The organism is Streptomyces sp. NPDC028711, assembly GCF_055565415.1.
The window spans coordinates 25022-50311 of the sequence record NZ_JBVHUJ010000002.1 but is presented as its reverse complement, the minus strand read 5'-3'; the positions used below and the strand labels follow the sequence as shown (position 1 = coordinate 50311).

Below are 25290 nucleotides of genomic sequence, written 5' to 3'. Positions count from 1 at the left end.
ATGTCCACGAACCTACCGGGGGCCACTGACAGTGGCCCCCGCAGGCCTCCCGCGACCGTCTTCTACCAGCTGGCCCGGCGGTGCAGCTGCCAGAGCTGCATGACCGTCTGCGGGTCGAGGGCGACCTCGCCGCCGCCGATGTCGTCGCTGGCCGCGATGTACAGCTTGCCCTGCCACAGCGGCAGCAGCCGGACGTCCTGGACCATGATCTCCTGGGCCTCGACGAACTCGTCCGTGACGGTCCCGCGGTCGCTCTCGCGGCGGGACTTCGGAAGCAGCTCGCCGGTGATCTTGGAGCTCACGTAGGGCGTGCCGAGGACGTTCTCCTCGCCGATGAAGGGGGCGACGAAGTTGTCCGGGTCCGGGAAGTCGGGGAACCAGCCGCGGCCGAAGACCGGGTACTCGCCCTTCTGGTAGCCCGCCTGGAACTCCTTCCAGGGCTTGCCCTCCACGGTGACCTTGAAGAGTCCGGACTCCTCGAGCTGGCGCTTGAGCTCCTTGAACTCGGCGGCGGTGGAGGAGCCGTACCGGTCCGTCGTGTACCAGAAGGTCAGCTCGACGGGGTCGGTGATGCCCTCGTCGCGGAGGAGCTTCTTGGCCTTCTTCGCGCTCGGCGAGCCGAAGCGGTCGAAGAACTTGGTGGTGTGGGCCGCGATGCCCTTGGGCACCATCGAGTACAGGGGCTCGGCCGTGCCCTGGTAGACCCTGTTGACCAGTTCGTCGCGGTCGACGAGCTGGGCGATGGCCTTGCGCACGGCGGGCTTGGCGACCGAGGGGTCCTGGGTGTTGAAGACGAGGTAGCGAATGTCGGCGCCGGTCGACTCGATGAGCTGCAGGCCCTTGTTCTCGGGCTTGTCCTCCTGGAGCGCGATGACCTCCTCGGCGGTGAGGCCGCGGTAGGTGGCGTCGATCTCCTTCTTCTTCAGCGCGGCGACCATCGCGTCGGACTGGTCGAAGTACTTGAGGGTCACGCCGCCGTTCTTACGGTCGGCGAAGCCCTTGTACGTGGGGTTCTTGGTCAGCTCCGCCGACTCGCGCTCGGTGTACGAGTCGAGGACGTACGGTCCCGAGCCGGTGATCTTGCCGTCCTTGCGGAGGCTGTCGGCCGGGTAGTCGGCCGGGTCCACGAGGGACATGGCCGGCGTGGCGAGGACGAACGGGAAGGTGGCGTCCGACTTGTTGAGCCGGAAGACGACGGTCCTGTCGCCCACGGTCTCGATCTTGTCGAGCGAGCCGAGCATCCCGTTGGGGCCGCCCTTGTGGTTGATCGTGCGGATGCGCTCGATCGAGTACTGCACGGCCTTCGCGTCCAGCTTGTGCCCGTTGGAGAACGTGAGGCCCTCCACGAGCTTGCACTCGAAGACCCGGCTGGCGGTGTCGGAGAACTTGCATTCGGCGGCGTCCGAATCCGGGATCGTACTGCCGGTCGGAAAACTCACCAGGGTCTGGAAGACATTCCGGAAGAGCTCCCAGGAATTGTCCCAGGCGGCGGCCGGATCAAGCGTGGTGGGAGAACTCGTCGTGCCGACGACGATTCTCTGATCCCCGGCGGATTCACTGTCCGAGAAGACACTGCATCCGGACACCAGGGATATGGACACAAGGGCTGCAGCGGCCTGCAGACTGGTCCGGTTGAACACGTGCACGCTCCTCGTTCAGCCAGGGGTCGGCCGACGATACCGCAGCACCCCGCCAGGTCAATCTTCGAGCCTGACGGGGCACTTGAGGCATTCTCTGCGCAACCGGGCGCAATCCGGACACAGATTCCGGAAAGTGTCCGGATATCGGTCACCCGACTCCGGCGTTCAGGAAAATCCCGCCGTCGACTACGAGCGTCTGACCAGTGATCCACTCCGACTGTGACGAGGTGAGGAAGGCGGCGGCGCCGCCGATGTCCTCGGGCTCGCCGAGCCGACCGAGCGGGTAGGCGGCGGCCGCCTCCGCTTCCCGTCCCTCGTACAGCGCCTGCGCGAATTTCGTCTTCACGACGGCCGGGGCAATGGAATTGACCCGCACGAGCGGGGCGAATTCATGCGCCAGCTGCAGGGTGAGATTGACCATCGCGGCCTTGCTCATGCCGTACGCGCCGATAAAGGGCGAGGCGGATACTCCGGCGACCGACGCGATGTTCACGATGGCGCCGCCGTGCTCCTTCTGCCAGGCGTGCCAGGTCCGCTGGGCGAAGCCGAGCGCGGAGACCACGTTCGTCTCGAAGACCTTACGGGCCACCCCGAGGTCCAGATCGGCGATCGGCCCGAAGACCGGATTCGTACCGGCGTTGTTGATCAGGAAGTCCACCCGGCCGAAGCCGTCCATCGCCGCCTCGACGGCGGCGGCCTGGTGGGCCTCGTCGTGGGCCTTGCCGGGGACGCCGATCGCCCGGTCGGCGCCGAGCCGCTCGACGGCCTCCTTGAGGGCCTCCTCGCCGCGCCCGGTGATGACGACGCGGTCACCGCGGGCGACGAGCGCCTCGGCGATGCCGTACCCGATGCCCCGGCTCGCGCCGGTGACGAGGGCGACCTTGCCGGACAGCTCCGGCCGTTCCTGTGCGGTCATGTCTGCCTCGCTCCTCTCGCTGCCGGTCGTCAGTTGAGCGGGCCGCCGGCCACGTACATGACCTGGCCGGAGATGAAGCCCGCGTCGTCGCCGGCGAAGAAGGCGATGGCGTTGGCGACGTCCTCGGGGCGGCCGACCCGCTGCACCGGAATCATGGACGCGGCGGCCTCCTGGAACTCCTCGAAGCCCATGCCGACGCGCTCGGCGGTCTGCGCGGTCATCTCGGTGACGATGAAGCCCGGGGCGACGGCGTTGGCGGTGATGCCGAACTTGCCGAGCTCCTTGGCGAGGGTCTTCGTGAAGCCCTGCAGACCGGCCTTCACGGCGGCGTAGTTGGCCTGGCCGCGGTTGCCGAGCGCCGAGGAGGAGGAGAGGGAGACGATCCGGCCGAAGCCCGCGTCCACCATGTGCTTCTGGCAGGCCTTCGCCATCAGGAAGGCACCCTTGAGGTGCACGTTCATGACGAGGTCCCAGTCCGACTCGGACATCTTGAAGAGCAGGTTGTCGCGGAGCACACCCGCGTTGTTGACGAGGATCGTCGGCGCGCCGAGCTCGGCGGCGACACGCGCGACGGCGGCCTCCACCTGGGCGCTGTCGGAGACGTCGCAGCCGACCGCGAGCGCGGTGCCGCCCGCGGCGGTGATCTTCTCGACGGTGTCCTTACAGGCCGCCTCGTCGAGGTCGAGTACGGCGACGGCGCGGCCCTCGGCCGCGAGGCGGAGCGCCGTGGCGGCCCCGATGCCCCGTGCGGCACCCGTGACGACGGCTACGCGCTGCTCGGTGGTGGACATGCTTGGTTCTCCTCGCCCTTGGATCGTCCCTTTGGCGGCCGAACCGGTCACCCGCTCCTGCGTCCCGCACATGAGCGACCGCTTAGTATCGTCCGCAGACGAGACGCTAGAAGCCCTGGCACCCGGTGTCAACGGCCCACCGGGTGCACCCCGTCACTCCCCGTCCCCGCCCTTGTGCGCTCAGCGCACCAGCAGGTCGAGCAGCCGTTCGACCTCGGCCTCGGGGTCCGCGGTGAGTCCGGTGTGCACGGGCCCCGGCTGGACGACCGTGGAGCGCGGCGCGATCAGCCAGCGGAAGCGCCGCCCCGCGTCGTCCCGCGCGGCCTGACCCGCGGCGTCACCCCCGAGACACACCCCTTCGACCGCGCGAAGGGCGGCCCGGACGCCGGCCACGTCGGCCGCCGGGTCGAGCACCGACAGCTTCGCCTCGTCCAGATGCGTACGGGCGGCGACGAAGGACCGGGCGCGGCAGTAGACGACCACCCCGGCGTTGAAGCACTCGCCGCGCTCGACCCGCGGCACCACGCGCAGCAGCGCGTACTCGAAGACATCGCGGTCGGTCACGGGGTGCTGTCCTTCTCGGTGGAGTGCGTCCGGGGCGCGAGGCGCTCGGCAAGCCAGCCGGGCGGCTGCTGCGGCCGGTTCTCGGTGCGCGGGCCGAGCGTGATCCGCTCGTGGATGGTGGCGGCGCGCGGCAGCAGCGCCCCGACGTACGCGGCGCGTACCTCGTCCGTGCTGTCGAAGCCGGGCTCGTCGACGAGCCACTCGTCGGGCACGTCGGCGGCGACCTCGTCGAGCAGCTCGCGGGTGACGAGCGGCGCGAGTTCGGCGGCCGCGGCGGCGACGTCCGGCGCGAAGGGCGCGAGAGCGTGGTCGGAGGCGTCGTACGCCTTGGCGGCGGAGGCCTGCGCGCCCGGCCAGTTGTGGTGCCAGATCATGGTGGCGCCGTGGTCGATGAGCCACAGGTCGCCGTGCCAGACGAGCATGTTCGGGTTCCGCCAGGAGCGGTCGACGTTGTTGATGACGGCGTCGAACCAGACGACCCTGCCGGCCTCCGCGGGGTCCACCTCGTACGCCAGCGGGTCGAAGCCGAGCGAGCCGGGCAGGAAGTCCATCCCCAGGTTGAGCCCGCCGCTCGCCTTCAGCAGCTCCTGCACCTCCTGGTCGGGTTCGGAGAGCCCGATGACGGGGTCGAGCTGGATGGCGGCGAGCTCCGGCACGCGCAGCCCGAGCCTGCGGGCGAGCTGCCCGCAGATGACCTCGGCGACCAGGGTCTTGCGCCCCTGCCCGGCGCCGGTGAACTTCATGACGTACGTGCCGAGATCGTCGGCCTCGACGATCCCGGGGAGCGAACCACCCTCACGCAGGGGCGTGACATAGCGGGTCGCTACAACCTCTTCCAACACTTTCCCAGGCCACCCATCTCGTCAGCCTTACGATCCACGGACGGACTCTTCCGGGGTGCGAAGGCGTGAATCACCGGTCGGCGGCGCTGGGGAGAACCTGGGGAGTTTCGGCCGGCGAGCTGGTCTCCCCGCTCCCCCGACAGACCCGCCGATGGCCGCGCCCCTCGCTGCACGACTTCCGGCACGAAGTGAGCATGGTACCGAGAGTGATCGCCGGTGAGGAGCGCCCGGCCCTGGTGCCGGCGGTGGCGCGCGGCGGTCGTCCGTCCGTCGTTTGCGGGCACCGTGCCCGGGCAGGCGCCGGAGCGACACGAGGCGCTCGGGCGGGCGCCGGAGCGATACAGCGCCATGGAGGCAGACGTGAAGTGGTCGCACCGCACGGTTCTCCTCGGTGTCGGACCGACCGCCGCCGCAGCAGCCCTCGACACGGTTCGGCGCTCGGCCCCGGACGACCCGAACCGCCGGCTGGTGGTCACGGTCGACCGGGCACCGACGGACGTGTATCCGGTGGGCGCTCCCCCACCACCGCTGGACCAGGCGCCGGGGGCCTACGACATGTTCAAGCACAAGACGGACGGATGCGTACGCGCCGTCATCCGGCCCGGGACGTAGCACCGTCCCCGGTCCGCGCCATCGGGAAGGAGAACCGTCATGACCACCCGCACCCGAGCCGCTTCCCGGACACCCGTGCAGCTCGCCGCCCTCCTGATGGGAGCGGTCTTCCTCCTGGTGGGTGTCCTCGGTTTCATCCCCGGCATCACCACCGACTACGACACCCTGAAGTTCGCCGAGCACCACTCCGAAGCCAAGCTGCTCGGCGTCTTCCAGGTCTCCGTCCTGCACAACATCGTGCACCTGCTGTTCGGCATCGCCGGCATCGCCATGGCCCGCGCAGCCGCGACCGCCCGCGCCTACCTCATCGGCGGAGGTCTGATCTACCTGGTCCTGTGGATCTACGGACTGGTCATCGACCACGACAGCTCCGCCAACTTCGTCCCGGTGAACACGGCGGACAACTGGCTCCACCTCGTCCTCGGCGTCGCCATGATCGCCCTCGGCGTCCTCCTCGGGCGCCGCGCCGCACTACGCACCTGAACGGAAGGCCGCCCCACGCCCCTGCCCCTTTCGCAGCAGAGCGTCGACCAGCTCGGCGGGGAGGCCGACGTCCTCGCCCGCCAGCGCCGCGACCACGCGGAACTCGACCGTCGGATGCACCTGTACGAGTCGCCGGGGCCGCCCCTGACGGGCGGCAAGAGGTCCTCAGGGACATCTTCCAGCTGACGTTCAGCCACGCCTTCGCGGAGGAGACCTCGGCTCAGCCTGGGAGACCGTACGGCGCACCGCCTTCACGCGACCCCACCCCGCCGTGTCGCGCCGGCCCCCCGGCAACGCACCGCCGCGCTGCGCCGCAAGCGCTGAGCGGATCAGCCGGGCGTCACCGCGGCCTCCAGCGCTCCGAACCACTCCTCCAGCGCCTCCGCCAGCCCTGCCGTCGACGTCGGCGCACCCATGTCGGCCGCCCAGGCCGTGAAGCCGTCCGGACGGACGAGGACCGCCGCCAGTTCCGGGCGGGAAGGGCACCCGGCCGTCAGGGTGTCGACGCGGCCGGCGTACCCCGCAGCGAGGGCCCGGAGCTCCGGGTCGTCGGTGAGGTCGAGCAGGAGCGCCCGGCCGCCGTGGAGGTGGTCCGCGAGGCGGCTGCCGTCGGTGAGTTCGAGGTCCGGGGCGCTGCGGCCGGTCAGCGGGTGCTCGCCCGGCAGCTCGTACCGCACGCCGCCACCGTTGAGCCGCGCGGTGAGGTACGTGGTGCCCGCGACCGTCCCCGCCAGGTCGCTGACGATCTCGCGGAGGGCCCGGGACTGCGGGTCCGGGCGCATGGCGGCGACCTGGGACCGGGTCCAGTCCAGGGCCCACGCACCGACGGGGTGCCGCTCGGAGGTGTACGTGTCCAGCAGCCCTTCCGGCGCTCGGCCGCCGATCACCGCGGCGAGCTTCCAGCCGAGGTTCATCGCGTCCCCGATGCCCAGGCTCAGCCCCTGGCTCCCGAACGCGGAGTGCACGTGCGCCGCGTCACCCGCCAGCAGCACCCGGCCCTTGCGGTACTCGGGGACCTGGCGGGCGTGGTCGGTGAAGCGGGTCGCGGTCCGCACACCGGTGATCGTGACGTCCACGCCGGATACGCGGCGCAGCCGCGCCTGGAGGTCCTCGCTGGTGACCGGCGCGTCCCGGTCGGCCGGCGGGCCGTCGAACTCCACGGTGACGACGCGGCCCGGCATCGGCCCGTGGGCGTACACCCCGGTGTCCGTGGCGGTCCAGCCGACCTTCAGGTCCTCGGCGCCGGTCATCTCCACGATCGCCTGGTGACAGGTGGTCTCCGGGTCCGTACCGGGAAATGCGAACCCCGCGAGCTTGCGGACCGTGCTGCGGCCACCGTCGCAGCCCACGAGCCAGCCGGCGCGTATCGCCCCGTGGCTGGTCCGTACGGTGACGGCCCCGTCGTCCGCGTCGAAGCCGGTCAGCTCCACTCCCCGGCGCACGTCGACGCCGAGCTCGTCCGCCCGCCCGCCGAGCAGCCGCTCGATGTCCTGCTGCGCCACGAAAGCGATCTCGGCGGCGGGTCCGGCGTCGCCGAGGCCCGGCTCCGTACGGTCGACCAGGTCGGCGCGCAGCATGATCCCGGCGAAGTGCCCGACGAACCCGAGCCCTTGGCCCGCGGCCTCACCCCCGTCCCCGCCGTTCCGCTCACGCAGGTACGCCTGGAAGCGGTCCATCGCCTGCCGCTGCACCTCGGCAAGGGCGGGCAGCATGCCCCGGCGGTAGAGCGCCTCGGCACTGGGCGTGGTGATCGCCCCGCCCTTGATCGTGGGCTCCACCTCGGTGAGGCGCTCCAGGACGGCCACCCGCGCGCCTCCGAGCCGGAGTTCGCAGGCCAGCATCAGTCCGACCGGGCCGCCTCCGGCCACCACTACGTCATAGTCCATGACGGCCACTATGACCGAGGGTCAAAGAGGCCCCATCACCGCCCTGACCAGCCACAACAGGCGCCGCGATGTCAAGGGACCGACGCGCGAGGAGGGACGGAATCGCGCTCTGCGGACAGGACGGCGACCCGACCGACTCCGACAAGGAGTCCCAGGAGGTCTCGATCCTCGCCCTGCACCTGCTCCAGTGAGTCCGTCACCACGTCACCACGTCACCAGAGGGCTGCACGAACCACCAAGGCCGCACCCGACAGTTCCTCAACGGTCCTGTCCGGTGCGGCCAACGGGTGTCACGGGCGGGTGGGTGTCATCCGTCGGCTCGTCCCCGCGTCACCCCCGCTCCCTCGTGCCGGTCCCGGCGTCGCCGGGGGCGTTCGGGGCGCTCGCGAGGCAGCAGGGCCACCGCAAGCAGCAGCGGTACGAGGACGAGCAGCGAGAAGGTCACGCGCCCTCCCCCACGCACTCCTTTCCGTGACGGGCGCGTCGCCGCGCGGTGGGTGGAGAGGCGCCCCAGGCGGCCGCGCGCAGCCGCTCCATCGCCGGGGTGATGCCGGTCAGCCGCAGCCTCCTGCCCCGGTCCGTCCAGTCCGTGAGGATCCGCAGGAGAGCGGAGTCCGCGAAGGTGACGCGCGAGGTGTCGAGGACGAGCCGGTGGTAGCCGTGGGCGGGTGCGACGGCCAGCATCACCCTCAACGGCCCCGCACTGTGATGGTCGACCTCACCGTGGAGTTCGACCCGCAGGGTGTGCGCGTCGGGGGTGGTGCAGGAACGGACGCTTATGGCGCAGGGTGCGGAGTCCGCACCCTGGTCCAGCGGTCCGGCGCCCGACGGGGCTGCGGGGGCTGCAGGAACGGCAGGGGTGGAAGGGGCGGTCAGTATCGGAAGGTTGCTTGCGGTACGCACACCGGGGCAACGGGGCCGGGGCCGCGGACGGCACGCCGACTCACCCCGCTGGACGGGCGGATGCGCACGTGCGGGGGAAATCAGTCACTCGTACGAGCCACGGGCGCGTGGCCCGGCGGGCGCCGGTGTCCCGACGCCGGCCGCCCTGCTCAGGCCCTAGTCGGGCATCAGAACGGTGTCGACGATGAAACGGTGGCGTTGGCGGTGGGAACGTTGCACGACCACCCCGGCCGGGAGTGCGGTGACGCGACCGGACCACCGGTGGGAAGCTCCCCGCCGAGGCCCTGTTGTCGTAGGTGTTTCGGAGACCGCGGCCGTGTGGATGGGTCATTCACCCGTTCGGGGACGGGGAGAGGCCGCGCGTTAGGGTGTGGGGTGCTTCCCCGAACCCTCCTCACCAGCGCGTCCCTCGCTGACGCCGCCCTCGGCACGCATGAGGAAGGGGGCCGCGCGTGGCCGCTCTTGGTGTGGGCCCCCGGGCCGGGCGTGCGCATGGTGTCGAGCGCCGTGCTCGGCGGAGGCATCGGGGAACGGGGGTGGGTGCTCAACGCCCAGGTCCCGCCCGGCTACGACCGGCACGACCCCGTGGCGCACCTACGTGACCTGGCATCGGACGCCGGGCTCGCGGGCCCCGGCGTGGGGCTGATGACGGCGGCCTCGGTCGCGGACCGGCGGCACGCCGAGGACGGCGGGGTACGGGCCGTGGTCACCGCCGGAATCGGTGTACGGGGCTGGGCCGCCGCACCGGGACCCGGAAGCGTCGGGGCCCCGCGCCCGGGGACGATCAACATCATCGTGTCGCTGCCGGTGGCCCTCACGGACGCCGCGCTCGTGAACGCGGTCGCCACCGCCACCGAGGCGAAGACCCAGGCCCTGGTCGAACTCGGGGCCGACGCCTCGGGAACGCCCACGGACGCCGTCTGCGTGGCCGCGCCCTCGCCCACCGGGACCGACGCCGAGCTGTTCGCCGGTCCGCGCTCGCTGTGGGGAGCGCGACTCGCCCGCGCGGTACACCGGGCCACCAAGGAAGCCTGCGCGGGCCTGCTGGCGGCCGAGGACCCGCGCCCGGCCGGCTGAGGCACTCGCATCGTTGGCGCGTCACACGCTCCACGCATGCCCGACATGGAGCAGGCGGTGGGACGCGGGTGAGAACTTTCGGCCGGCAGTACCGCTGGCTAGGGGTGTCAGCCCCGTCTGTCAGCATGCTGCCGTGACAGCCGTACATGATCAGCGTCCCGCCGAAGCCACTCTCGAATTCCTCCGCTCCGCGTTCCCGCCGGAATGGCGGGAACCGGCGCTCGGCCAGGAAGCCGTCGCAGCATGGGAGGCAGAGAACGGGGTGGTCCTCCCGGAGCCGTACAGAACCTTCGTCGCGGAGATCAGCAACGGTTCGAGCCTCGGACCCGCCGGCGACGGTGGTCTCCAGCCACTCGGCCGGTTGCCCGACGCCTGGCCCGACCTCGGCCCACGGCAGCCAGGGAAACCGTTCCCCCTCCAGGCAGCGTGGCACTGGGAGGACGATGAGGACGTCGACCCCGAGGACCCCCGGATCGATGCCACGTTCAACCAGGGGTCCGTCGTTCTCGGATGCGAGGACGGCCAGTCCTTCTGGCTTCTGCTGACCACGGGGCCCCGCCGTGGCGCAGTCTGGATGGTCGCCGACGTCGGCGCCGTCCCCTCACCCGGTGACCAGGCATGGGGCTTCGAGGAGTGGGTGCGGCGCTGGCACACCGGCGACGACTGGTGGGACTGAACGCTCCGTCGCCCGGCCGCGGTCGTGCTCTGGCGGCGGGCCCGCTCGACCGCGAACCATGCCCTGGCGCAGTACCCCCTCAGCCGTGCGAGAGCAGCGCCGCGGTGAGCTCCGCCGCGCGGCGGTGCCAGAGGTCCGCGCACCTGAGCATGGCGTGGCCTCCCGTCGGCATCGGGATGCCGACGGCGTCGGCGCCCGCCGCCCGTGCCCTGCGGACGAAGTCCCACGACTCACGCGCCGAGGTGACGCGGTCGTTCTCGTCGTGGAGCAGGTAGAGCCGCCGGCCGCCGAGGTGGTCCACGGGCTCGTCGGCGGGGCACCACGGCGCGAGGGCGACGACTCCGCGGACGGCCGGGTCGCCCGCCGCGCGGAGTGCCGCTCGGCCCCCCATCGAGTGGCCGATGAGGACAACCGGCACGGACCCGGCCCGCTCCCGGAGGGCGGCCAGCGCCGTCTCCGCGTCCCTCGCGGCGTCGGCACGAGAGCCGTTCCACCCCCGGTGGCGGTAGCGCACCTCGCCGATGAGTACGTCCCTGCCGCGTACGGCGCGGGTCACCGCGGAGGCGAAGGGGCGCATCCGCAGCGCCGGGAGGTTGAGGGCCGGCGGCGGCTCGGGCCCGTCGGCGCGCCCGCCGTGGAGCAGCAGCACGGCCGCGGTGGGCGCGGCCGGCGTGGTGCGGACGACCAGGGCGCTCGGGGTGACCGGCTCGGCCCGCCGGGTGCGGCAGGTCATCCCCGGGCCGTCCCGTTCGCACGCCGGCGCGGTGGCCGGGGGAACAACCCGCTCGTGCGGGCCGCGTGTCCGGGCCGCTGCGCCATAAGGGCCTCCATGAGTGGTTTGCCGTTTCCTCGGATGAGCGGGGCGCTCACGACGAGGGGGACGACCGTGAGGGGCGCAGTCTGCCAGGTCCGGCACGGCGTCAGATACGGCCCCTACCGCACGTGGAAGTCACGCGAGCCGAGCCGCCTCATGGCGGTCCGGCGGCGGACGTCCCGTCCGCCGCCACTGGCTGTCAGCCCCGCCGGCCCGTATGCCGCCGTGACAGCCACACATGATCAGCGTCCCGCCGAAGCCACTTCGCGTTCCGTCGCTCCGCGTTCCCGGGACCGGGCCCCTCCCCGTCCTCCCTCAGTCCCGACCCCTTGCCTGCCGGAACCGGCTCAGGCCCTCGGCGAGGTCCACCAGCGGTTCCGGGTAGTCGTACGCGGCCCGGTCCTGGCCCTTCAGCCGCCACGGCTCATGGATCAAGCGCCGTGGGAGGTGGGACAGTTCGGGCACCCAGCGCCGGACGTAGGCGCCGTCGGGGTCGTACCGCTTGCCCTGGAGCACGGGGTTGAGGACCCGGTTCGGCCGCGTGTCGGTCCCCGTGCCCGCCACCCACTGCCAGTTCAGCTGGTTGTTCGCGATGTCACCGTCCACCAGCAGGGCGAGGAAGTGCCGGGCCCCCTCACGCCAGTCGAGGTAGAGCGTCTTGGAGAGGAACGAGGCCGCGAGCAGTCGGCCCCGGTTGTGCGTCCAGCCCTCGTACGCCAGCTGGCGCATGGCCGCGTCGACCACGGGGTAGCCAGTTCTGCCCTCCTGCCAGGCCCTGAGGTCCGCCTCGGCCTCCTCGCCCCGCCGCCACAGGTCGTGCCGGGGCCGGTAGTCCTCGACGGCGGTCGCCGGCCGCGCCGCGAGCACCTGGTGGTGGAAGTCCCGCCAGCACAGCTGCCGTACGAAGGCCTCGGCGCCCGCGCCGCCACGGGCCCGCGCCCTGTGCACGGCCTCGGTCGCCGAGACCGCGCCGAAGTGGAGGTAAGGGGAGAGGCGGGAGGTCGTGTCGCCCGCGAGATCGTCGTGCGCCTCCTCGTAGGAGTCGGCGTGCCGGGACAGCCAGGCCCCGAGCCTCCGGCGCCCCTCGGTCTCCCCTCCGGTGGCGAGGCCCTCCGACACGCCCTCCACGGAGGCGCGCTCCGGCAGCCGCTCGGAGCGCGGACCCTGCGGCACCGACACCGAACGGGGGGCCGCGAGCGGAGCCCGGAGCGGTTCCGAGATCCAGCGCCTGAGGTACGGGGTGAACACCGCGAAGTGGTCGGAGCCCTGCGGTGTGACCTCGCCGGGCGGTACGACGGTGGTCACGGCGTCGTGCACGTACAGGCGGCGCCCGTCGGACTCCAGGGCCCGCCGCAGCCGCTCCTCGCGGGCGCGGGCGAAGGCGGAGTGACCGGCGGCCATGTGGACCTCGTCGGCGCCGGCCTGCCGCACCACCCCGCACACCTCCGTCACGGTGTCGCCGCCGCGCACGACGAGCCGGCCGCCACGCTGCCGCAGTCCGGCGTCGAGGTCGGCCAGGCAGTCCGCGAGGAAGGCAAGCCGGTTGGGCGCGGCGAACCCGGCCCGGTCCACGGCGGGGTCACGGACGAACAACGGGACCACCTCGCGCGCCGCCGCCACGGCCGCGCGGAGCGGGGGATGGTCGTGGACGCGGAGGTCGGAGGTGAAGAGGACGACGGAGACGCTCATGGCACCACTTTCCCGCTGGGACCGGCCGACGGTCGGGCCGCACGGCCGGAGCCCGGCGGCACGGTAGGCGAACGGGCCGTACGGCCCGGTGTCCCCATCCCCGGAGGGGCCCGCCGCGCCCGCCTCGGTCGCCTCACCCGTGGAACCCGCCCCGCCCCCCGCCGGCCGCGCCGCCCGCCTCGACCCGCTCCGCCGTCCGGGCGATGTTCCTCGCCATGCCGCCGAAGACGACGGCGTGGAACGGCGCCACGCTCCACCAGTAGAGCTGCCCCGCGAGCCCGCGCGGGTGGAAGAGTGCGCGCTGCCGGTACACGGTCCGCCCCTCGTCGTCCCGCTCGGCCCGCATCTCCAGCCACGCGAGCCCCGGCAGCCGCATCTCGGCGCGCAGCCGCAGCAGCGTCCCGGGTTCGATCTCCTCGACCCGCCAGAAGTCGAGCGCGTCGCCGACCCGCAGCCGCTGGGCGTCGCGCCGGCCCCGGCGCAGCCCCGCCCCTCCGGCGAGCCGGTCGAACCAGCCGCGCACGGCCCAGGCCAGCGGGAAGGAGTACCAGCCGTTCTCCCCGCCGATCCCCTCGACAACCCGCCAGAGGGCCTGTCGTCCGGCGTCGACGGTTCGTTCGCGTTCGTCGGTGTAGAGGCTGCCGCCCGCCCAGTCGGGGTCGGTGGGCAGGGGGTCGCTGGGTGCTCCGGCGAACGAGGCGGAGCTCCAGCGGGTCGTCACCCGGGCCTCCTGGACGCGTCGGAGGGCCAGGGCGAGGGCGTCGCCGAAGGGGATGGGGGCGCCCGGCGGGTCGGGGACGTACTCGGCGATGTCGTGCTCGGCGCACACCACCTCGTACCGCAGCGACTCGGCGAGCGGACGGGCCAGGGAGGCCGGCACCGGCGTCACGAGGCCGATCCACTGGCTGGACAGGCCGGGGGTGAGCATCGGGACGGGCAGGATGAGGCGTCGGCGCAGTCCCGCGACCTTCGCATAACGGATCATCATGTCGTGGTACGTGAGGATGTCCGGGCCGCCGATGTCGAAGCCCCGGTTGACGTCCTCCGGCATGGAGGCGCTTCCGACGAGGTAGCGCAGGACGTCGCGCACGGCGATGGGCTGGACGCGGGAGCCGACCCATTTCGGCGTGACCATCACGGGGAGCCGCTCGGTGAGGTACCGCAGCATCTCGAAGGAGGCGGAGCCGGAGCCGATGACGACGGCGGCCCGCAGCACGGTGGTGGGGACGCCGGAGTCGAGCAGGATCCGGCCGACTTCGGCCCGCGACCGCAGGTGCGGGGAGAGTTCCCGCTCGGGTACGTCCGCCGGGGTGAGTCCGCCCAGGTAGACGATGCGGCGCACCCCGGCGGCGCGGGCCTCCTCGGCGAAGGTGCGGGCGGCGCGCCGGTCGGTCTCCTCGAAGTCGTGGCCGGATCCCATGGAGTGCACCAGGTAGTAGGCCACCTCCACGTCACGGAAGGCGGGCCTCAGACCCGCCGGGTCGGTGACGTCCCCGCGTACCACCTCGACCCGGTCCGCCCAGGGGTGGTCCCGGAGGTTGGCCGGGGTGCGGGCGAGACAGCGCACGCGGTGACCGGCGTCGAGCAGCTCGGGGACGAGGCGGCCGCCGATGTAGCCGCCGGCGCCGGTCACCAGGGAGAGCGGTCGGCCGGGCGCGGCCCGGGGGTGCGTCGTCATGGTAGCTCCGTTCCGTGCGGGGGCTGCGAGGGCCCGCGGGGAGGGCGAGGACGTGCGGGGACCCGTGTGGGGTTCCCCTGCCATGCTTCCCGCCCGTGGCTCGGGCGGATGCGTGGGAGCGTTGTCTATAGGCTGACCGCGTGGCCCGCCGAGATGAACGAGACGCTCCCGCCGCCCCCGAGGGCCCTGCGGGTGACCTGCAGACCTTCGCCGTCGCGCTGCGGCGGACGCAGGGCGAGATCAACCGCCTGGTGCACGGATTCGCACAGGCGCAGGGGCTGCATCCCACGGACGTGCAGGCGCTGGCCGTGGTCCTGGACAGCCCGGAGCCGTTGACGCCGGGGCGGTTGCGCGAACACCTCGGGCTCACGTCGGGCGCGGTCACGGCCTGTCTCGACCGCCTCGAGAAGGCGGGACACATCCGCAGGACCCGGGAGAGCGCCGACCGCCGTGTGGTGCATGTCCGCTACGAGGACGGGGCGAGGGCGGTGGCCCGGCGGTACTTCATGCCGCTTGCGGAGGCGGCGGAGCGGGCACGGGAGCGGTTCGAGCCGGCCGAGCTCTCGGCGGCCCTGCGTTTCCTGACCGCGCTGAACGACGAGCTGGGGGCTCTGCGCGTGCCGCGCCGCTGAGGCGGTGCATCCGTCCGGGGGACTGCGACCGAAGGGGTGCCGAGAGCCGAGACACACGCATGGTAAAAAGTCTCTCAATCATTGAGATTGTTAATGGTAGAGATATACTTCGGAGCCCCGATGCCACCCAGCGCCGTCCGCAGGACCCGTCTCCTGCTACCCCTGGCCCTCCTCATCGCCTGGCTCGCCGTGGGCGCCGGGCTCGGCCCCTTCGCCGGGCGCCTGGGCGAGGTCGCCACCAACGACCAGGCGGCCTTCCTGCCGCGCAGCGCCGAGTCCACCCGGGTCATCGAGGAACAGAAGGCGTCCCGCCGGTCCGAGACCGTGCCCGCGATCGTGGTGTGGACCGCGCGGGACGGCGGACCGGTGGCCGCCGGTTCGACGGGGCCCGCGACCGAGGCCCTCACCGCACTCACCGGACGCGAGGGCATCGCGGGGCCGCCCTCGCCCGCACTGCTCTCCGAGGACGGCAAGGCACTGCGCTCCGTCGTCGCCCTGCGGCCGGATCTCGGCGACGCCCTGTCGGCGACGCTCGACACCATCCGGAAGGCGGCGGCCACGGTCCCCGGGACGACCGTCCAGGTCGCCGGCCCCGCCGCCACCCAGGCCGATCTCTCCGGCGCGTTCTCCGGCATCGACGGACTGCTGCTCGGCGTCGCCCTGATGGCGGTGCTGCTCATCCTGCTGGCCGTCTACCGCAGCGTCCTGCTGCCCCTGATGATCATCCTGGGGGCGGTCTTCGCCCTCGGCCTCGCCTGCGCCGTCGTGTACGTGCTCGCCGACGCCGGTGTGCTCAGGGTCGACGGCCAGGTACAGGGCATCCTGTCCATCCTGGTCATCGGCGCCGCGACCGACTACGCCCTGCTCCTGGCCGCCCGGTACCGCGAGGAACTCTCGGCCCCCGGCGCGGACCGCTACGCCGCCATGAGCCGGGCCCTGCGCCGCTCCTTCGAACCGATCGTCGCCAGTGCCGCGACCGTCGCCCTCGGCCTGCTCGCCCTGCTCGTCAGCGACCTGTCCAACAACCGGGCGCTCGGACCCGTCGGCGCCATCGGCATCGCCTGCGCGGCCCTCAGCGCGCTGACCTTCCTGCCGGCGGCCCTGGTCCTCACGGGCCGCGCCGCGTACTGGCCGGCGCACCCGAGGACCGCCCCCGACAGCACTGGCCCCGACGGCACCGGCACCACCGGGACCGGCACCACCGGGGCCCGGTCCGGCGGCCCCGGCGGCCGGTCCGGGGGCGCACCGTCCGGTGGCAATGCCGTCTGGCAGCGGATCGCCGCCCTGGTCGACCGGGCGCCCCGCACGGTGTGGGCGGTCACCCTCGCCGGGCTCCTGGCCTGCGCGGCCTTCGCGCCCGCCCTGAACTCGCGGGGTGTGCCGTTCGACGAGATCTTCGTGCACGACGCGCCGTCCGTGTCCGCGCAGGAGACCCTCGGCCGCCACTTCCCCGGCGGCGCCGGGAACCCCGCGGTGATCATCACGGACGCCGGTGCGGTCGCGAAGGTGGTCGCCGCCGCCGAGGCCGTGGACGGCGTCGACTCGGCGTTCCCGGTCGACGCCTCGGGCCGCCACGCCGCCCCCGCCGCACCGCTCCTGGCCGACAGCAGGGTCCGTGTAGACGCCACCCTCACCGCCGCCGCCGACAGCGACGCGGCGCGGGAGACCCTCGCCCGGCTCCGTACCGCCGTCCACGCGGTCCCTGAGGCGCACGCCCTGGTCGGCGGCTCCACCGCCCAGCAGTACGACACGCAGCGCACGGCGGCCAGGGACCGGACGCTCATCGTCCCCGTGGTCCTGGCGATCATCCTGGTGATCCTGGTGGCGCTGCTGCGCTCGCTTGTGCTGCCGCTGCTGCTCGTCGCCACCGTGGCCCTCAACTTCGCCGCCACCCTGGGCGTGTCGGCGCTCGTGTTCGAGCACGTCCTCGGCTTCACCGGCACGGACGCCTCCGTACCGCTGTACGGCTTCGTCTTTCTCGTGGCGCTCGGGGTCGACTACAACATCTTCCTGATGTCACGGGTCCGTGAGGAGTCGCTGCGTCACGGTGTGCGGGAGGGAGTCCGTACCGGTCTGACCGCCACCGGCGGGGTGATCACCTCGGCGGGCGTGGTGCTCGCCGCGACCTTCGCCGCGCTCGGCGTGATCCCGCTGGCCTTCCTCGTGCAGATCGCCTTCATCGTCGCCTTCGGCGTCCTGCTCGACACCCTGGTGGTCCGCTCGCTCCTCGTCCCCGCCCTCGTCCGGGACCTCGGCCCGGTGGCGTGGTGGCCCGGCGCGCTGAGCCGCCGTCCCGGGGGCGGTGAGCGGACCGGCCAATCCGTCGGCGTCGCCGCTCCGAAGTAACAGCGCATCCGAGCACACGCGGGAGGACACATCCGGTGAGAGAGCACGCACGCGTCGGCGGAGGTCCGGCCCCGGACCGGGGCGGCGACGGTCTGCCCGAGCTGATGGTCCAAGTCGCCCAAGGGGACCAGGAGGCCTTCGAGTCCGTCTTCGACCGGGTCTCCGGGCCCGTCCTCGGCGTGGTCCGCGCCGTGGTGCGGAATCCCGCGCAGTCCGAGGAGGTGGCCGAGGAGGTGGAGAACCGTCTGGACCACGAGCGGGTACGGCGCTGTCTCCGCGGCCTCACCGAACGCCAGCGGCAGTCCGTCACCCTCGCCTACTACCGGGGGCTGACCTACCGCGAGGTCGCCGAGCTGCTCTCGCTGCCGCTGGGGACCGTGAAGACCCGGATGCGCGACGGTCTCATCAGGCTCCGCGACTGCCTGGGGTGGCGGCATGACCGGCGGTGACCTGCACACGCTCACCGGCGCGTACGTCCTCGACGCGCTGGACACGGACCAGGAGCGGGAGGAGGTCGAGCGGCACCTCGCGGACTGTGCCACGTGCGCCCACGAGGTCCGGGAGCTGTCGGAGACGGCGGCGCGCCTCGGCCTCGCGGTCGCGGAGCCCGTCGCTACGGAGCTGCGTACCGAGGTGCTGCGCCAGATCGCGGGCGTACGTCAACTGCCGCCGGTGACCGGGACGTCAGGCCGTTCGTACGCATGGGGCCGGGGTCTGCACCGGCTGCCCCACTGGGCTCTTGCCGCCTCCCTCGCCGGTGCGGTGACGCTCGCCGGTCTCGCGGGCGTGCAGTACCAGCGGGCCGAGGAGGCCGACCGGCGGGCGGCCCGGGCCGAGGCGAGCGCGACGGCCGTCGCCGCGGTGCTCGCGGCGCCCGACGCCCGGGTCTCCACGGCGCGCCTCGCGGACGGCGCCGCGGGGACGCTGGTCCATGCCCCGTCCCTGGACCGGGCGGTGTTCGCGGCGGCCGGGATGCCCGCCCCGCCGGCCGGCAAGGTCTACCAGCTCTGGTACGACGACGCGGGGACGATGAGGCCGGCCGGCCTCATCACCTCGGACACGACGTCCTCGACGACGCTCCTGGAGGGGCCGGCGAACCGGTCCGCCGGGATCGGGATCACCGTGGAGCCCGAGGGCGGCTCCCCCCGCCCGACCTCGGCACCGGTCGCCACCATGCCGATGCCGAAGGCATGACCTCCCCGCCCCAGAACGGCGACGTCGACGGGAGAGAGATGTCGGCAGACCCGACCGGCCGGCCGTGGAAACACCGGCCTGACGGGATGGCGATCAGCCACCCCGTCAGGGGGCAGGTGCCGTCACGAGGCGAATCGGGTGACGTCCGTGACGCGGCACGTGATCTTGGCCGACACCTGAGTCAGACCCTGCGCCGTCACTTCCGACCGTTGCCCGGGCGCCACCCCGTTCGACGATGCAAGCGCCTCGCCGACTCGCTTGTTGGACGCATCGACGAACTCGACTTCCACGATGTAGTTGCTGGCTTTGCTCGACCGATTGGTGATCAGCAGTTTCGCACTCGGCCATTTCGTCGCCGGATCAACCTCACATGCTTCAATCCGGACATCCCCGCGAGCGCCGCTCTCGTCCTCCGGCCGCTCACGTTCCGCTGACCGCGGGGCGGGACTGCTCGGAGTCCTGTCCGGCTCGTCGTCGTCGCCGACGACGGCCATGAGGGCCACGACCAGTACGACGGCCAGAAGGATCAGGCCGAGGCACGAGAGTCCGATGATCTTTCCCATGCTCCTCTTGCGAGGCGGAAGCTGCCCTCCCTGACCAGACGGCTGGCCCCACCCTGGTGGAGGCGATTGTTGCGACATGAGCACAGCGTCCGCCGTGAATCGCCTGGCTGCATCCGGACCGGCCCGGACAGGCGAATGCCCCGTGAACACCAGCCGTCCGGCACCTGCCTTCCGACACTGCCTTCCGACACCGGTGAGACCGAGGTCGGACGCTTTCGTCGAAGGGTGTCCGACACTCTGCTCAGAGAAACAAGGCGCTCGGAGTTCCATTCCTGTGAACGGAACACAGCTCACAGCCGTAGCGTCGGATGCCGGACACCCGTACACGAGGGAAGAGGGGCAGCACATGAGCGGAGTGGCACGCCGGACGGTGGTCGCGGCGGCGGGGGGCGCCGGCCTGGCGGCGGCGCTCACCGCCTGCGGGGGCGGGGGCAGCAGCGACAAGGGCGAGGTGCGGGAGGGCGCGGAGGGCGCCACGCTGGCGCGGACCGGGGACATCCCGGTGGGCGGCGGGAAGGTGCTCGCCGATCAGGGCATGGTGATCACCCAACCGAAGGCAGGCGAGTTCAAGGCCTTCTCCTCCAAGTGCACGCACGCGGGCTGCGCCGTGAGCAGCGTCAAGGACGGGGCCATCGTCTGCCCCTGCCACCAGAGCCACTTCGACATGTCGGACGGCAGCGTGAAGTCCGGCCCGGCCACCGCACCCCTGCCGCCGACGCCGATCCAGGTGGTGGGTGACGAGATCAGCCTCGGCTGACGGCGGCCCCGGAACGCCTCGGGAGCTTCCAGCACCCCAGGACCTCGTCGGTCGTGGTGATCGTGGCGACCAGCGCGAGGGTGTGACGGATCATCGCGGGGGTGTAGTCGGCCGGCACCCCCGCGATGGCGTCGGCGGGGACGACCACCGTGAAGCCGAGATTCACGGCGTCGAAGACCGCGTTGGGCACGGCCACGTTGGCGGAGACGCCGGTCACGATCAGCGTCCGGCAGCCGAGGTTGCGGAGCAGCGGACCCACATCGGTACCGGCAAGCGGTGAGAGCCCGTGCAGGCGCCGTACGACGAGGTCCTCGTCGGCGACCTGGATGGGTTCGGCGATCCGTACGGCCGTGCTGCCGCTGTGCTGCTGCACGGGCAGCCGCGCGGCGGCCCGGAACAGCCGGGCGTTGCTGTTGGCGCCCCGCCCGTCGGGACGCCGTTCGGCGACGGCGTGGATCACCTGGACGTCCGCCTCGTGCGCGGCGGCCACGAGCCGGGCGACGTTCCGCAGGGCCCCCGACGCACGGGCGGCGGCGGCCAGTTCGGGCAGCGCGCTGTCCGGTCCGACGACGCCCTGCTGGCACTCGACGGTGAGCAGCACGACGCCGCCGTCGGGCCGGATCCGCTCCCCGAGCCGCTCCCGCGAAACCCGCCCTTGCGCGTGCGGCTGCGCTTGCGTTCGGCCTCTCCCCTGCCCTTCCCCTTGCCCGTGCGCTCGGCCTTCCCCCTGCTCCTGCCCCGACTGCCTCAGCCCCATGACCCTTCCTCCCCTTGCCCTTGCGCGGACGGACCCCCATGCTTTCTGACGTCCCATCAGAAATCCAGAAGGGGGTACGGACGATGACCGTCGCACAGCGCCGTGGACGCCGGATCATGATGACCCCGGCCGAGCTCGACTCCTTCCTCGCCGAACAGCGCACCTGCCGGGTCGCGACCGTGTCCGCCGACGGCCGCCCGCACGTCAGCGCGCTCTGGTTCGCGTGGGACGGCTCATCGCTGTGGCTGTACTCGCTGACGCGCAGCCGCCGCTGGGCCGAGCTGGGTGCCGACCCGAGGATCGCCGTCGTGGTGGACGACGGCGAGGAGTACGGCGAACTGCGCGGCGCCGAGCTGTCCGGCACCGTCACCTTCGTCGGCGAGGCCCCGCGCACCGGCGAGCCGTGCCCCGAACTCGACGTGCCGGAGCAGCTGTTCGCGGCGAAGAACTTCGGACTCGACGCGATGCCGCACGACGGCCGGCACGCCTGGATGCGCCTGACACCGGACGCCGTCGCCTCCTGGGACTTCCGCAAGCTCGGCGGCGCCTGACGGGCCGTCCGCCGAGAGGCGCTGCGGGGGCTCAGCTCGACAGCGGCTCGGCCGCAGCCCGCAGCGCGCCGACAACCGCGCGCACGGAGGGGCGGCGCCCCGCGTCGGCGCGCCAGGTGGCGTAGATGTGGCGCCGCACCTGCTGCCGTACGGGCACGAACACGACACCGTCCGGCACCGGGCGGCCGAGCCGGGGGGTCACGCACACCCCGAGTCCCGCCGCGACGAGCGCCAGCTGTGTGTGGTGCTCCCCCGCGAGGTGCCCGATGCGCGGCTCGATGCCCTGGGAGCGGAGGGTGAACATCAGCCAGTCGTGGCAGAACTCGCCCTCGGGCCAGGACACCCACTCCTCGTCGGCGAAGTCCACCAGGTCCGCAGCCTCGCGCCCGGCGAGCGGGTGGCCGGCGGGCAGGGCGACGTCGGCGGTGTCGTCGAGGAGGTGGGCACGCTCCAGGCCGCCCGGCACGGGGGCCCGCTTGTTGCTCCAGTCCAGGACGATCGCGAGGTCCGCGTCACCCCGCAGCACCGCGCGCACACCCTGCTCGGGCTCCAGCTCCGTCGTACGGACCCGGAGGTCGGGGTGGCCCTCGCGCAGGGCGGCGAGCGCGGCGGGGAAGAGCCCTCGGGCCGCCGTCGGGAAGGCCGCGGCCCGGACCTCGCCGACGACCTGCCCGCGCTGGGCCTCGATGTCGGCCTGGGCGAGCTGGACCTGGGAGAGGATCCGGGCCGCGTGCTCGGCGAGCAGCAGCCCGGCGTCGGTGAGCCGCACGCCCCGGCCGTTCTTGGCGAGCAGCTGCTGGCCCACCTCGCGCTCCAGCTTGGAGAGCTGCTGGGAGACGGCCGACGTGGTGACGTGCAGCCCGTCGGCCGCGCCGCTGACCGAGCCGTGCCGGGCTACGGCGTCGAGGGTACGGAGGCGCTCCAGGTTCAACATGTAAGCGATACTAAGGGAAGGGGTCGAGGAATTCTCGCTTGTCCTACGAGATCGGTGCCCTCACCCTGAGTGCATGAGCCCCGCAGCCCCGCCTTCCGCAACCACCTCCATCCCTCCCTCCCCCACCGCCCGGCGGATGCTCGACTGGCGGGTCCGGTTCGGTGTCCTGGCCCTGATCTGGGGCTTCAGTTTCCTCTTGATCAAAGTCGGTACGGAGGGCTTCGCGCCGTTCCAGGTCACCTTCGGGCGGCTCCTGTTCGGTACAGCGGTGCTCGCCGTCGCCCTGGTGGTGAAGCGCGACCGGCTGCCGCGCGGTGCCCGCGTCTGGGGTCATCTGACGGTGGCGGCGTTCCTCCTGAACGCGCTGCCGTTCTCCCTCTTCGCGTACGCGGAGCTGACGATCCCGTCGACCCTGGCGGGGATCTGCAACGCGACGACACCGCTGTGGGGCATGCTGCTCTCCCTCGTCGCGCTGTCCGAGGACCGCCCGAGCCGGGTCCGCGCCGCCGGTCTGGGCATCGGCTTCGTCGGGGTGCTCACCGTCCTCGGCGCGTGGCAGGGCTTCTCGGGACTCGACGTGACGGGCACCGCGCTGGCCCTCCTCGCCTCCTTCAGCTACGCGGTCGGGTGGATCTACGTCCGCAGGACACTGACCGGCACCGGCGCATCGAACCTCTCGCTCGCCGGATCCCAGGTGGGCCTCGCGACCCTGCAGCTGGCCGTGGTCACACCCCTGTTCACCTCGATGCCGGAGTCGGTGGAGCTGGTACCGCTGCTCGCCGTGATCGCGCTCGGCGCGCTCGGTACGGGGTACGCGATGCTGCTCCAGTACGGCGTGGTCGCGGAGGTCGGCCCGACGACGGCCGCCATGGTCACGTACTTCATCCCGGTCATCGCGACGGCGGCGGGAGTGGCGCTCCTGAACGAACACCTCAGCTGGAACACGCCGGTGGGCGCCGCGATAGTCCTGGCAGGCGCAGCCCTCACCCAAACCCGCCCCTCCCCCCGAACCCGAGCAACCCGTCCCACCACCCCCAAAACCCCCACCCCCTGCCGAACTTAACTCCCCTCGACATCCACATGCCCGGCCTCACCGGGCTCGACGTCGCCCGGCTGCTCGCCGGCCTCACCGGGCTCGACGTCGCCCGGCTGCTCGCCGGCTTCGCCCGGCTGCTCGCCGGCTTCGCCCGGCCGCCGCTCGTCGTCTTCGTCACCGCCCACGAGGGCACCCTCACCGTGCCGCCGCCGCCCACCCCCGTTGTGGGCAATCGTTCCGCTGGGGCGGAACGGGTGGGCACAACGGAACGGCGCCCCCTGCCGGGCCTAGGCTTCCGCGCCTGAACCCGCACCCGTTGTGCGCCGCGACTGGTGGTGCGGGTCCAGGCACAAGGGGCGGAGGCGCCCGCCAAAGGGCGCCGTCCCGTGTGCCCACCCGTCCCGCCCTGCGGGACGATTGCCCACACGGCGGGTGGGCGGGAGCGCGGGCCCAGCTCACACGGGGGGCGGGTGCGGGCGGGTGCTCACCACGGGGGGCGACAGGCGCGGGCGGTTGCCCGCACGGAGACGGCGGGCACCTCACCCCGCCCCGCCCGTCCAGGCACCGCCCACCCGCCCCACAGACAGCCACCCCTCAACACCCCCCGCCCCTACCCGAAGCTCCCCGCCACCGCCACCCCCGCCGCCCCCGCCACCGCATCCGCCAGCGGCTCCACATCCCCCAAGTCGAGCCCCGAGACGGTGAGCCGGACGGCCGGCCCCGTCTGCATCCGGAAGCGCGCCCCCGGCGCCACCGCCCACCCCGCGGCGAGCAGCCGCGCCACCGCCCCCGTCTCGTCGGCGACCGGAACCCATACGTTCATGCCGGCCCGCCCGTGGGCGGACACGCCCCGCCGGGCCAGCGCCCTCACGAGTCCGTCGCGCCGCTTCCCGTACGAGCGCGCGACGACCGCCGGGTCCACCGCCTCCGTGGCCCAGAGGTGCGCGACGGTCTGCTGGAGGAGACGGCTGACCCAGCCGGGGCCGAGCCGCTGCCGCCCGAGGACCCGGTCGACGGTCTCGGCGTCACCGGTGAACGCGGCGATCCGCAGATCGGGCCCGTACGCCTTGGCGACGGAACGGACAAGCACCCAGTGCCCGGAGCCCCTCACCAACGGATGGAGCGGCTGCGCGACGATGCCGTGCCCGTGGTCGTCCTCGACGAGCAGCACGCCGGGATGCCCGGCGAGGACCCGTCGGAGTTCCCGCGCCCGGCCTTCGGTGACACACGCCCCGGTCGGGTTCTGCGCCCGGTCGGTCACGATCACCGCCCGCGCCCCGTCGCGCCGGATGGCGCGTTCGACCTCCTCCGGCAGCGGCCCCTCGTCGTCGACGGCCATGGGGACGGGCCGGAGCCCGAGCGCGGGGACCAGGTCGAGGAGGCTGCCCCAGCCGGGGTCCTCGACGGCGACGGCGTCGCCCGGCCTGAGGTGGACGGCGAGCACGCGCTCGATGGCGTCGAGGGAGCCCGAGGCCACGCCGACGGGCCCGTCCGGCACGCCGTCCGCGTCGAAGGCGGCGCGCGCGAGCCGCGCGAACTCGTCGTCGAGGGGGGCCTCGCCGTACATTCCGGGCTGTTCGGAGTACCGCCGGGCGACCTCGGCGAAGGCCTCGCCGAGGGGTGGCAGCAGGGCGGGATCGGGGCTGCCGTTGCTCACGTCGCGGACGCCCTCGGGGGCCTCGACCCGGATCGAACCGCGCGCGGTCGTGGCGGGGCGCGACCGCACCCGGCTGCCGCGCCGCCCGTCGGTCTCGATGACTCCGCGCTCGCGGAGGGTGCGGTAGGCGGCGGCGACGGTGTTGGGGTTCACGCCGAGCGTGGCGGCCAACTCACGCATGGGTGGGAGGAGTTGACCGGGCGGAAGAGCCCCGTCGCCCACCCCTCGCTCCACGCTCGCGGCAATGTCCGATGCGCGACGACCTTCGATCCGATAATCTCCTAGCACAAAC

General features: G+C 72.8%; 28 protein-coding genes. 13 read left to right on the top strand and 15 right to left on the bottom strand.

Annotated features, from left to right (window positions below):
• Positions 1-62: 62 nt before the first annotated feature.
• From ACZ4VK_RS06060 to ACZ4VK_RS06040, 5 genes are all read right to left on the bottom strand, one after another.
• Complete coding sequence (locus ACZ4VK_RS06060) at positions 63-1640, bottom strand: ABC transporter substrate-binding protein (RefSeq protein WP_468348986.1); 1578 nt, start codon at positions 1638-1640, stop codon at positions 63-65.
• Between the two features lie 148 nt (positions 1641-1788).
• Positions 1789-2556 (bottom strand): SDR family oxidoreductase, encoded by a 768-nt coding sequence (locus tag ACZ4VK_RS06055; RefSeq protein WP_389682795.1) that lies wholly within the window; start codon positions 2554-2556, stop codon positions 1789-1791.
• Between the two features lie 29 nt (positions 2557-2585).
• Entirely contained in the window at positions 2586-3347 is a 762-nt protein-coding gene (fabG, locus tag ACZ4VK_RS06050; RefSeq protein WP_468348984.1) for a 3-oxoacyl-ACP reductase FabG, read from the bottom strand.
• A gap of 180 nt (positions 3348-3527) precedes the next feature.
• A complete protein-coding gene (locus ACZ4VK_RS06045; protein WP_468348982.1) occupies positions 3528-3911 on the bottom strand; it encodes a DUF3037 domain-containing protein in 384 nt (127 codons plus the stop codon).
• Positions 3908-4753 carry a HipA family kinase gene (locus ACZ4VK_RS06040; RefSeq protein ID WP_468348980.1) on the bottom strand — a complete coding sequence of 282 codons (846 nt, stop codon included), beginning with the start codon at positions 4751-4753 and terminating at the stop codon, positions 3908-3910. Before ACZ4VK_RS06040 ends, ACZ4VK_RS06045 begins: the two co-directional genes overlap by 4 nt.
• A gap of 360 nt (positions 4754-5113) precedes the next feature.
• Between ACZ4VK_RS06040 and ACZ4VK_RS06035 the strand changes: the two genes are divergently transcribed.
• A complete protein-coding gene (locus ACZ4VK_RS06035) occupies positions 5114-5365 on the top strand; it encodes a hypothetical protein (protein WP_468348978.1) in 252 nt (83 codons plus the stop codon).
• 39 nt (positions 5366-5404) lie between these two features.
• Entirely contained in the window at positions 5405-5848 is a 444-nt protein-coding gene (locus ACZ4VK_RS06030) for a DUF4383 domain-containing protein (protein WP_468348976.1), read from the top strand.
• A gap of 329 nt (positions 5849-6177) precedes the next feature.
• Here ACZ4VK_RS06030 and ACZ4VK_RS06025 read toward each other — a convergent pair whose 3' ends face one another.
• Positions 6178-7734: an FAD-dependent monooxygenase gene (locus tag ACZ4VK_RS06025; RefSeq protein WP_468348974.1), complete on the bottom strand. Its 1557-nt coding sequence runs from the start codon at positions 7732-7734 to the stop codon at positions 6178-6180.
• Between the two features lie 68 nt (positions 7735-7802).
• On the opposite strand from ACZ4VK_RS06025, the gene ACZ4VK_RS06020 reads away from it, so the two are divergent.
• Positions 7803-7925, top strand: a complete 123-nt coding sequence (locus ACZ4VK_RS06020; protein WP_468348972.1) for a hypothetical protein — start codon at positions 7803-7805, stop codon at positions 7923-7925.
• A 116-nt stretch (positions 7926-8041) separates the two neighbouring features.
• Here the strand turns inward: ACZ4VK_RS06020 and ACZ4VK_RS06015 are convergent, their stop codons facing one another.
• Both ACZ4VK_RS06015 and ACZ4VK_RS06010 read right to left on the bottom strand, forming a co-directional pair.
• On the bottom strand, positions 8042-8179 hold the full coding sequence (locus ACZ4VK_RS06015; RefSeq protein WP_468348970.1) for a hypothetical protein: 138 nt from the start codon (positions 8177-8179) through the stop codon (positions 8042-8044).
• Complete coding sequence (locus ACZ4VK_RS06010) at positions 8176-8637, bottom strand: STAS domain-containing protein (protein WP_468348968.1); 462 nt, start codon at positions 8635-8637, stop codon at positions 8176-8178. The genes ACZ4VK_RS06015 and ACZ4VK_RS06010 overlap by 4 nt, the downstream gene beginning before the upstream one ends.
• 375 nt (positions 8638-9012) lie before the next feature.
• Between ACZ4VK_RS06010 and ACZ4VK_RS06005 the strand changes: the two genes are divergently transcribed.
• Both ACZ4VK_RS06005 and ACZ4VK_RS06000 read left to right on the top strand, forming a co-directional pair.
• Positions 9013-9714 (top strand): adenosylcobinamide amidohydrolase, encoded by a 702-nt coding sequence (locus ACZ4VK_RS06005; RefSeq protein ID WP_468348966.1) that lies wholly within the window; start codon positions 9013-9015, stop codon positions 9712-9714.
• A 133-nt stretch (positions 9715-9847) separates the two neighbouring features.
• Complete coding sequence (locus ACZ4VK_RS06000; protein WP_468348964.1) at positions 9848-10390, top strand: SMI1/KNR4 family protein; 543 nt, start codon at positions 9848-9850, stop codon at positions 10388-10390.
• Positions 10391-10469: 79 nt separating this feature from the next.
• Here the strand turns inward: ACZ4VK_RS06000 and ACZ4VK_RS05995 are convergent, their stop codons facing one another.
• From ACZ4VK_RS05995 to ACZ4VK_RS05985, 3 genes are all read right to left on the bottom strand, one after another.
• Positions 10470-11123: an alpha/beta hydrolase gene (locus ACZ4VK_RS05995; RefSeq protein WP_468348962.1), complete on the bottom strand. Its 654-nt coding sequence runs from the start codon at positions 11121-11123 to the stop codon at positions 10470-10472.
• Between the two features lie 396 nt (positions 11124-11519).
• Positions 11520-12893: a cryptochrome/photolyase family protein gene (locus ACZ4VK_RS05990; protein WP_468348961.1), complete on the bottom strand. Its 1374-nt coding sequence runs from the start codon at positions 12891-12893 to the stop codon at positions 11520-11522.
• Between the two features lie 133 nt (positions 12894-13026).
• Entirely contained in the window at positions 13027-14571 is a 1545-nt protein-coding gene (locus tag ACZ4VK_RS05985) for an SDR family oxidoreductase (protein WP_468348960.1), read from the bottom strand.
• Between the two features lie 140 nt (positions 14572-14711).
• Here ACZ4VK_RS05985 and ACZ4VK_RS05980 point away from each other — a divergent pair, with 140 nt between their 5' ends.
• From ACZ4VK_RS05980 to ACZ4VK_RS05965, 4 genes are all read left to right on the top strand, one after another.
• A complete protein-coding gene (locus ACZ4VK_RS05980) occupies positions 14712-15203 on the top strand; it encodes a MarR family winged helix-turn-helix transcriptional regulator (protein WP_468348959.1) in 492 nt (163 codons plus the stop codon).
• A gap of 120 nt (positions 15204-15323) precedes the next feature.
• A complete protein-coding gene (locus tag ACZ4VK_RS05975; protein ID WP_468348957.1) occupies positions 15324-17549 on the top strand; it encodes an MMPL family transporter in 2226 nt (741 codons plus the stop codon).
• Between the two features lie 35 nt (positions 17550-17584).
• Positions 17585-17998 (top strand): sigma-70 family RNA polymerase sigma factor, encoded by a 414-nt coding sequence (locus ACZ4VK_RS05970; RefSeq protein WP_468348955.1) that lies wholly within the window; start codon positions 17585-17587, stop codon positions 17996-17998.
• Positions 17985-18743 (top strand): anti-sigma factor, encoded by a 759-nt coding sequence (locus ACZ4VK_RS05965; RefSeq protein ID WP_468348953.1) that lies wholly within the window; start codon positions 17985-17987, stop codon positions 18741-18743. The genes ACZ4VK_RS05970 and ACZ4VK_RS05965 overlap by 14 nt, the downstream gene beginning before the upstream one ends.
• A gap of 122 nt (positions 18744-18865) precedes the next feature.
• Here ACZ4VK_RS05965 and ACZ4VK_RS05960 read toward each other — a convergent pair whose 3' ends face one another.
• The gene (locus tag ACZ4VK_RS05960; RefSeq protein WP_468348951.1) at positions 18866-19306 is read right to left on the bottom strand and encodes an FxLYD domain-containing protein; all 441 of its coding nucleotides are present in this window, start codon (positions 19304-19306) and stop codon (positions 18866-18868) included.
• Positions 19307-19652: 346 nt separating this feature from the next.
• Here ACZ4VK_RS05960 and ACZ4VK_RS05955 point away from each other — a divergent pair, with 346 nt between their 5' ends.
• Positions 19653-20063: a Rieske (2Fe-2S) protein gene (locus ACZ4VK_RS05955; RefSeq protein WP_468348949.1), complete on the top strand. Its 411-nt coding sequence runs from the start codon at positions 19653-19655 to the stop codon at positions 20061-20063.
• On the opposite strand, the gene ACZ4VK_RS05950 is transcribed toward ACZ4VK_RS05955, so the two are convergent.
• Positions 20050-20664, bottom strand: a complete 615-nt coding sequence (locus ACZ4VK_RS05950) for a cysteine hydrolase family protein (protein ID WP_468348947.1) — start codon at positions 20662-20664, stop codon at positions 20050-20052. The two genes, ACZ4VK_RS05955 and ACZ4VK_RS05950, sit on opposite strands and share 14 nt — an antisense overlap.
• Before the next feature lie 239 nt (positions 20665-20903).
• On the opposite strand from ACZ4VK_RS05950, the gene ACZ4VK_RS05945 reads away from it, so the two are divergent.
• A complete protein-coding gene (locus ACZ4VK_RS05945) occupies positions 20904-21371 on the top strand; it encodes a pyridoxamine 5'-phosphate oxidase family protein (RefSeq protein WP_468348945.1) in 468 nt (155 codons plus the stop codon).
• Between the two features lie 31 nt (positions 21372-21402).
• On the opposite strand, the gene ACZ4VK_RS05940 is transcribed toward ACZ4VK_RS05945, so the two are convergent.
• Positions 21403-22305 carry a LysR family transcriptional regulator gene (locus ACZ4VK_RS05940; protein WP_389682825.1) on the bottom strand — a complete coding sequence of 301 codons (903 nt, stop codon included), beginning with the start codon at positions 22303-22305 and terminating at the stop codon, positions 21403-21405.
• 73 nt (positions 22306-22378) lie between these two features.
• Between ACZ4VK_RS05940 and ACZ4VK_RS05935 the strand changes: the two genes are divergently transcribed.
• Together ACZ4VK_RS05935 and ACZ4VK_RS05930 are read left to right on the top strand one after the other, a co-directional pair.
• Positions 22379-23368 carry a DMT family transporter gene (locus ACZ4VK_RS05935; RefSeq protein WP_468348943.1) on the top strand — a complete coding sequence of 330 codons (990 nt, stop codon included), beginning with the start codon at positions 22379-22381 and terminating at the stop codon, positions 23366-23368.
• Positions 23369-23385: 17 nt separating this feature from the next.
• A complete protein-coding gene (locus ACZ4VK_RS05930) occupies positions 23386-23646 on the top strand; it encodes a hypothetical protein (protein WP_468350839.1) in 261 nt (86 codons plus the stop codon).
• Positions 23647-23951: 305 nt separating this feature from the next.
• Here ACZ4VK_RS05930 and ACZ4VK_RS05925 read toward each other — a convergent pair whose 3' ends face one another.
• Positions 23952-25286, bottom strand: coding sequence for an aminotransferase class I/II-fold pyridoxal phosphate-dependent enzyme (locus ACZ4VK_RS05925; protein WP_468348941.1), 1335 nt, complete (start codon positions 25284-25286; stop codon positions 23952-23954).
• Positions 25287-25290 lie beyond the last annotated feature (4 nt).

Excerpts from the sequence above, each read along its gene's own strand:
- ACZ4VK_RS05930 (WP_468350839.1), top strand. The coding sequence starts at position 23,386 with ATGCCCGGCCTCACCGGGCTCGACGTCGCCCGGCTGCTCGCCGGCCTC.
- ACZ4VK_RS05990 (WP_468348961.1), bottom strand. The coding sequence starts at position 12,893 with ATGAGCGTCTCCGTCGTCCTCTTCACCTCCGACCTCCGCGTCCACGAC.
- ACZ4VK_RS05960 (WP_468348951.1), bottom strand. The coding sequence starts at position 19,306 with ATGGGAAAGATCATCGGACTCTCGTGCCTCGGCCTGATCCTTCTGGCC.
- ACZ4VK_RS05940 (WP_389682825.1), bottom strand. The coding sequence starts at position 22,305 with ATGTTGAACCTGGAGCGCCTCCGTACCCTCGACGCCGTAGCCCGGCAC.
- ACZ4VK_RS05955 (WP_468348949.1), top strand. The coding sequence starts at position 19,653 with ATGAGCGGAGTGGCACGCCGGACGGTGGTCGCGGCGGCGGGGGGCGCC.
- ACZ4VK_RS05975 (WP_468348957.1), top strand. The coding sequence starts at position 15,324 with ATGCCACCCAGCGCCGTCCGCAGGACCCGTCTCCTGCTACCCCTGGCC.
- ACZ4VK_RS06055 (WP_389682795.1), bottom strand. The coding sequence starts at position 2,556 with ATGACCGCACAGGAACGGCCGGAGCTGTCCGGCAAGGTCGCCCTCGTC.
- ACZ4VK_RS05995 (WP_468348962.1), bottom strand. The coding sequence starts at position 11,123 with ATGACCTGCCGCACCCGGCGGGCCGAGCCGGTCACCCCGAGCGCCCTG.
- fabG (WP_468348984.1), bottom strand. The coding sequence starts at position 3,347 with ATGTCCACCACCGAGCAGCGCGTAGCCGTCGTCACGGGTGCCGCACGG.
- ACZ4VK_RS06020 (WP_468348972.1), top strand. The coding sequence starts at position 7,803 with ATGTCAAGGGACCGACGCGCGAGGAGGGACGGAATCGCGCTCTGCGGA.
- ACZ4VK_RS05965 (WP_468348953.1), top strand. The coding sequence starts at position 17,985 with ATGACCGGCGGTGACCTGCACACGCTCACCGGCGCGTACGTCCTCGAC.
- ACZ4VK_RS05985 (WP_468348960.1), bottom strand. The coding sequence starts at position 14,571 with ATGACGACGCACCCCCGGGCCGCGCCCGGCCGACCGCTCTCCCTGGTG.
- ACZ4VK_RS05935 (WP_468348943.1), top strand. The coding sequence starts at position 22,379 with ATGAGCCCCGCAGCCCCGCCTTCCGCAACCACCTCCATCCCTCCCTCC.
- ACZ4VK_RS06025 (WP_468348974.1), bottom strand. The coding sequence starts at position 7,734 with ATGGACTATGACGTAGTGGTGGCCGGAGGCGGCCCGGTCGGACTGATG.
- ACZ4VK_RS05945 (WP_468348945.1), top strand. The coding sequence starts at position 20,904 with ATGACCGTCGCACAGCGCCGTGGACGCCGGATCATGATGACCCCGGCC.
- ACZ4VK_RS06030 (WP_468348976.1), top strand. The coding sequence starts at position 5,405 with ATGACCACCCGCACCCGAGCCGCTTCCCGGACACCCGTGCAGCTCGCC.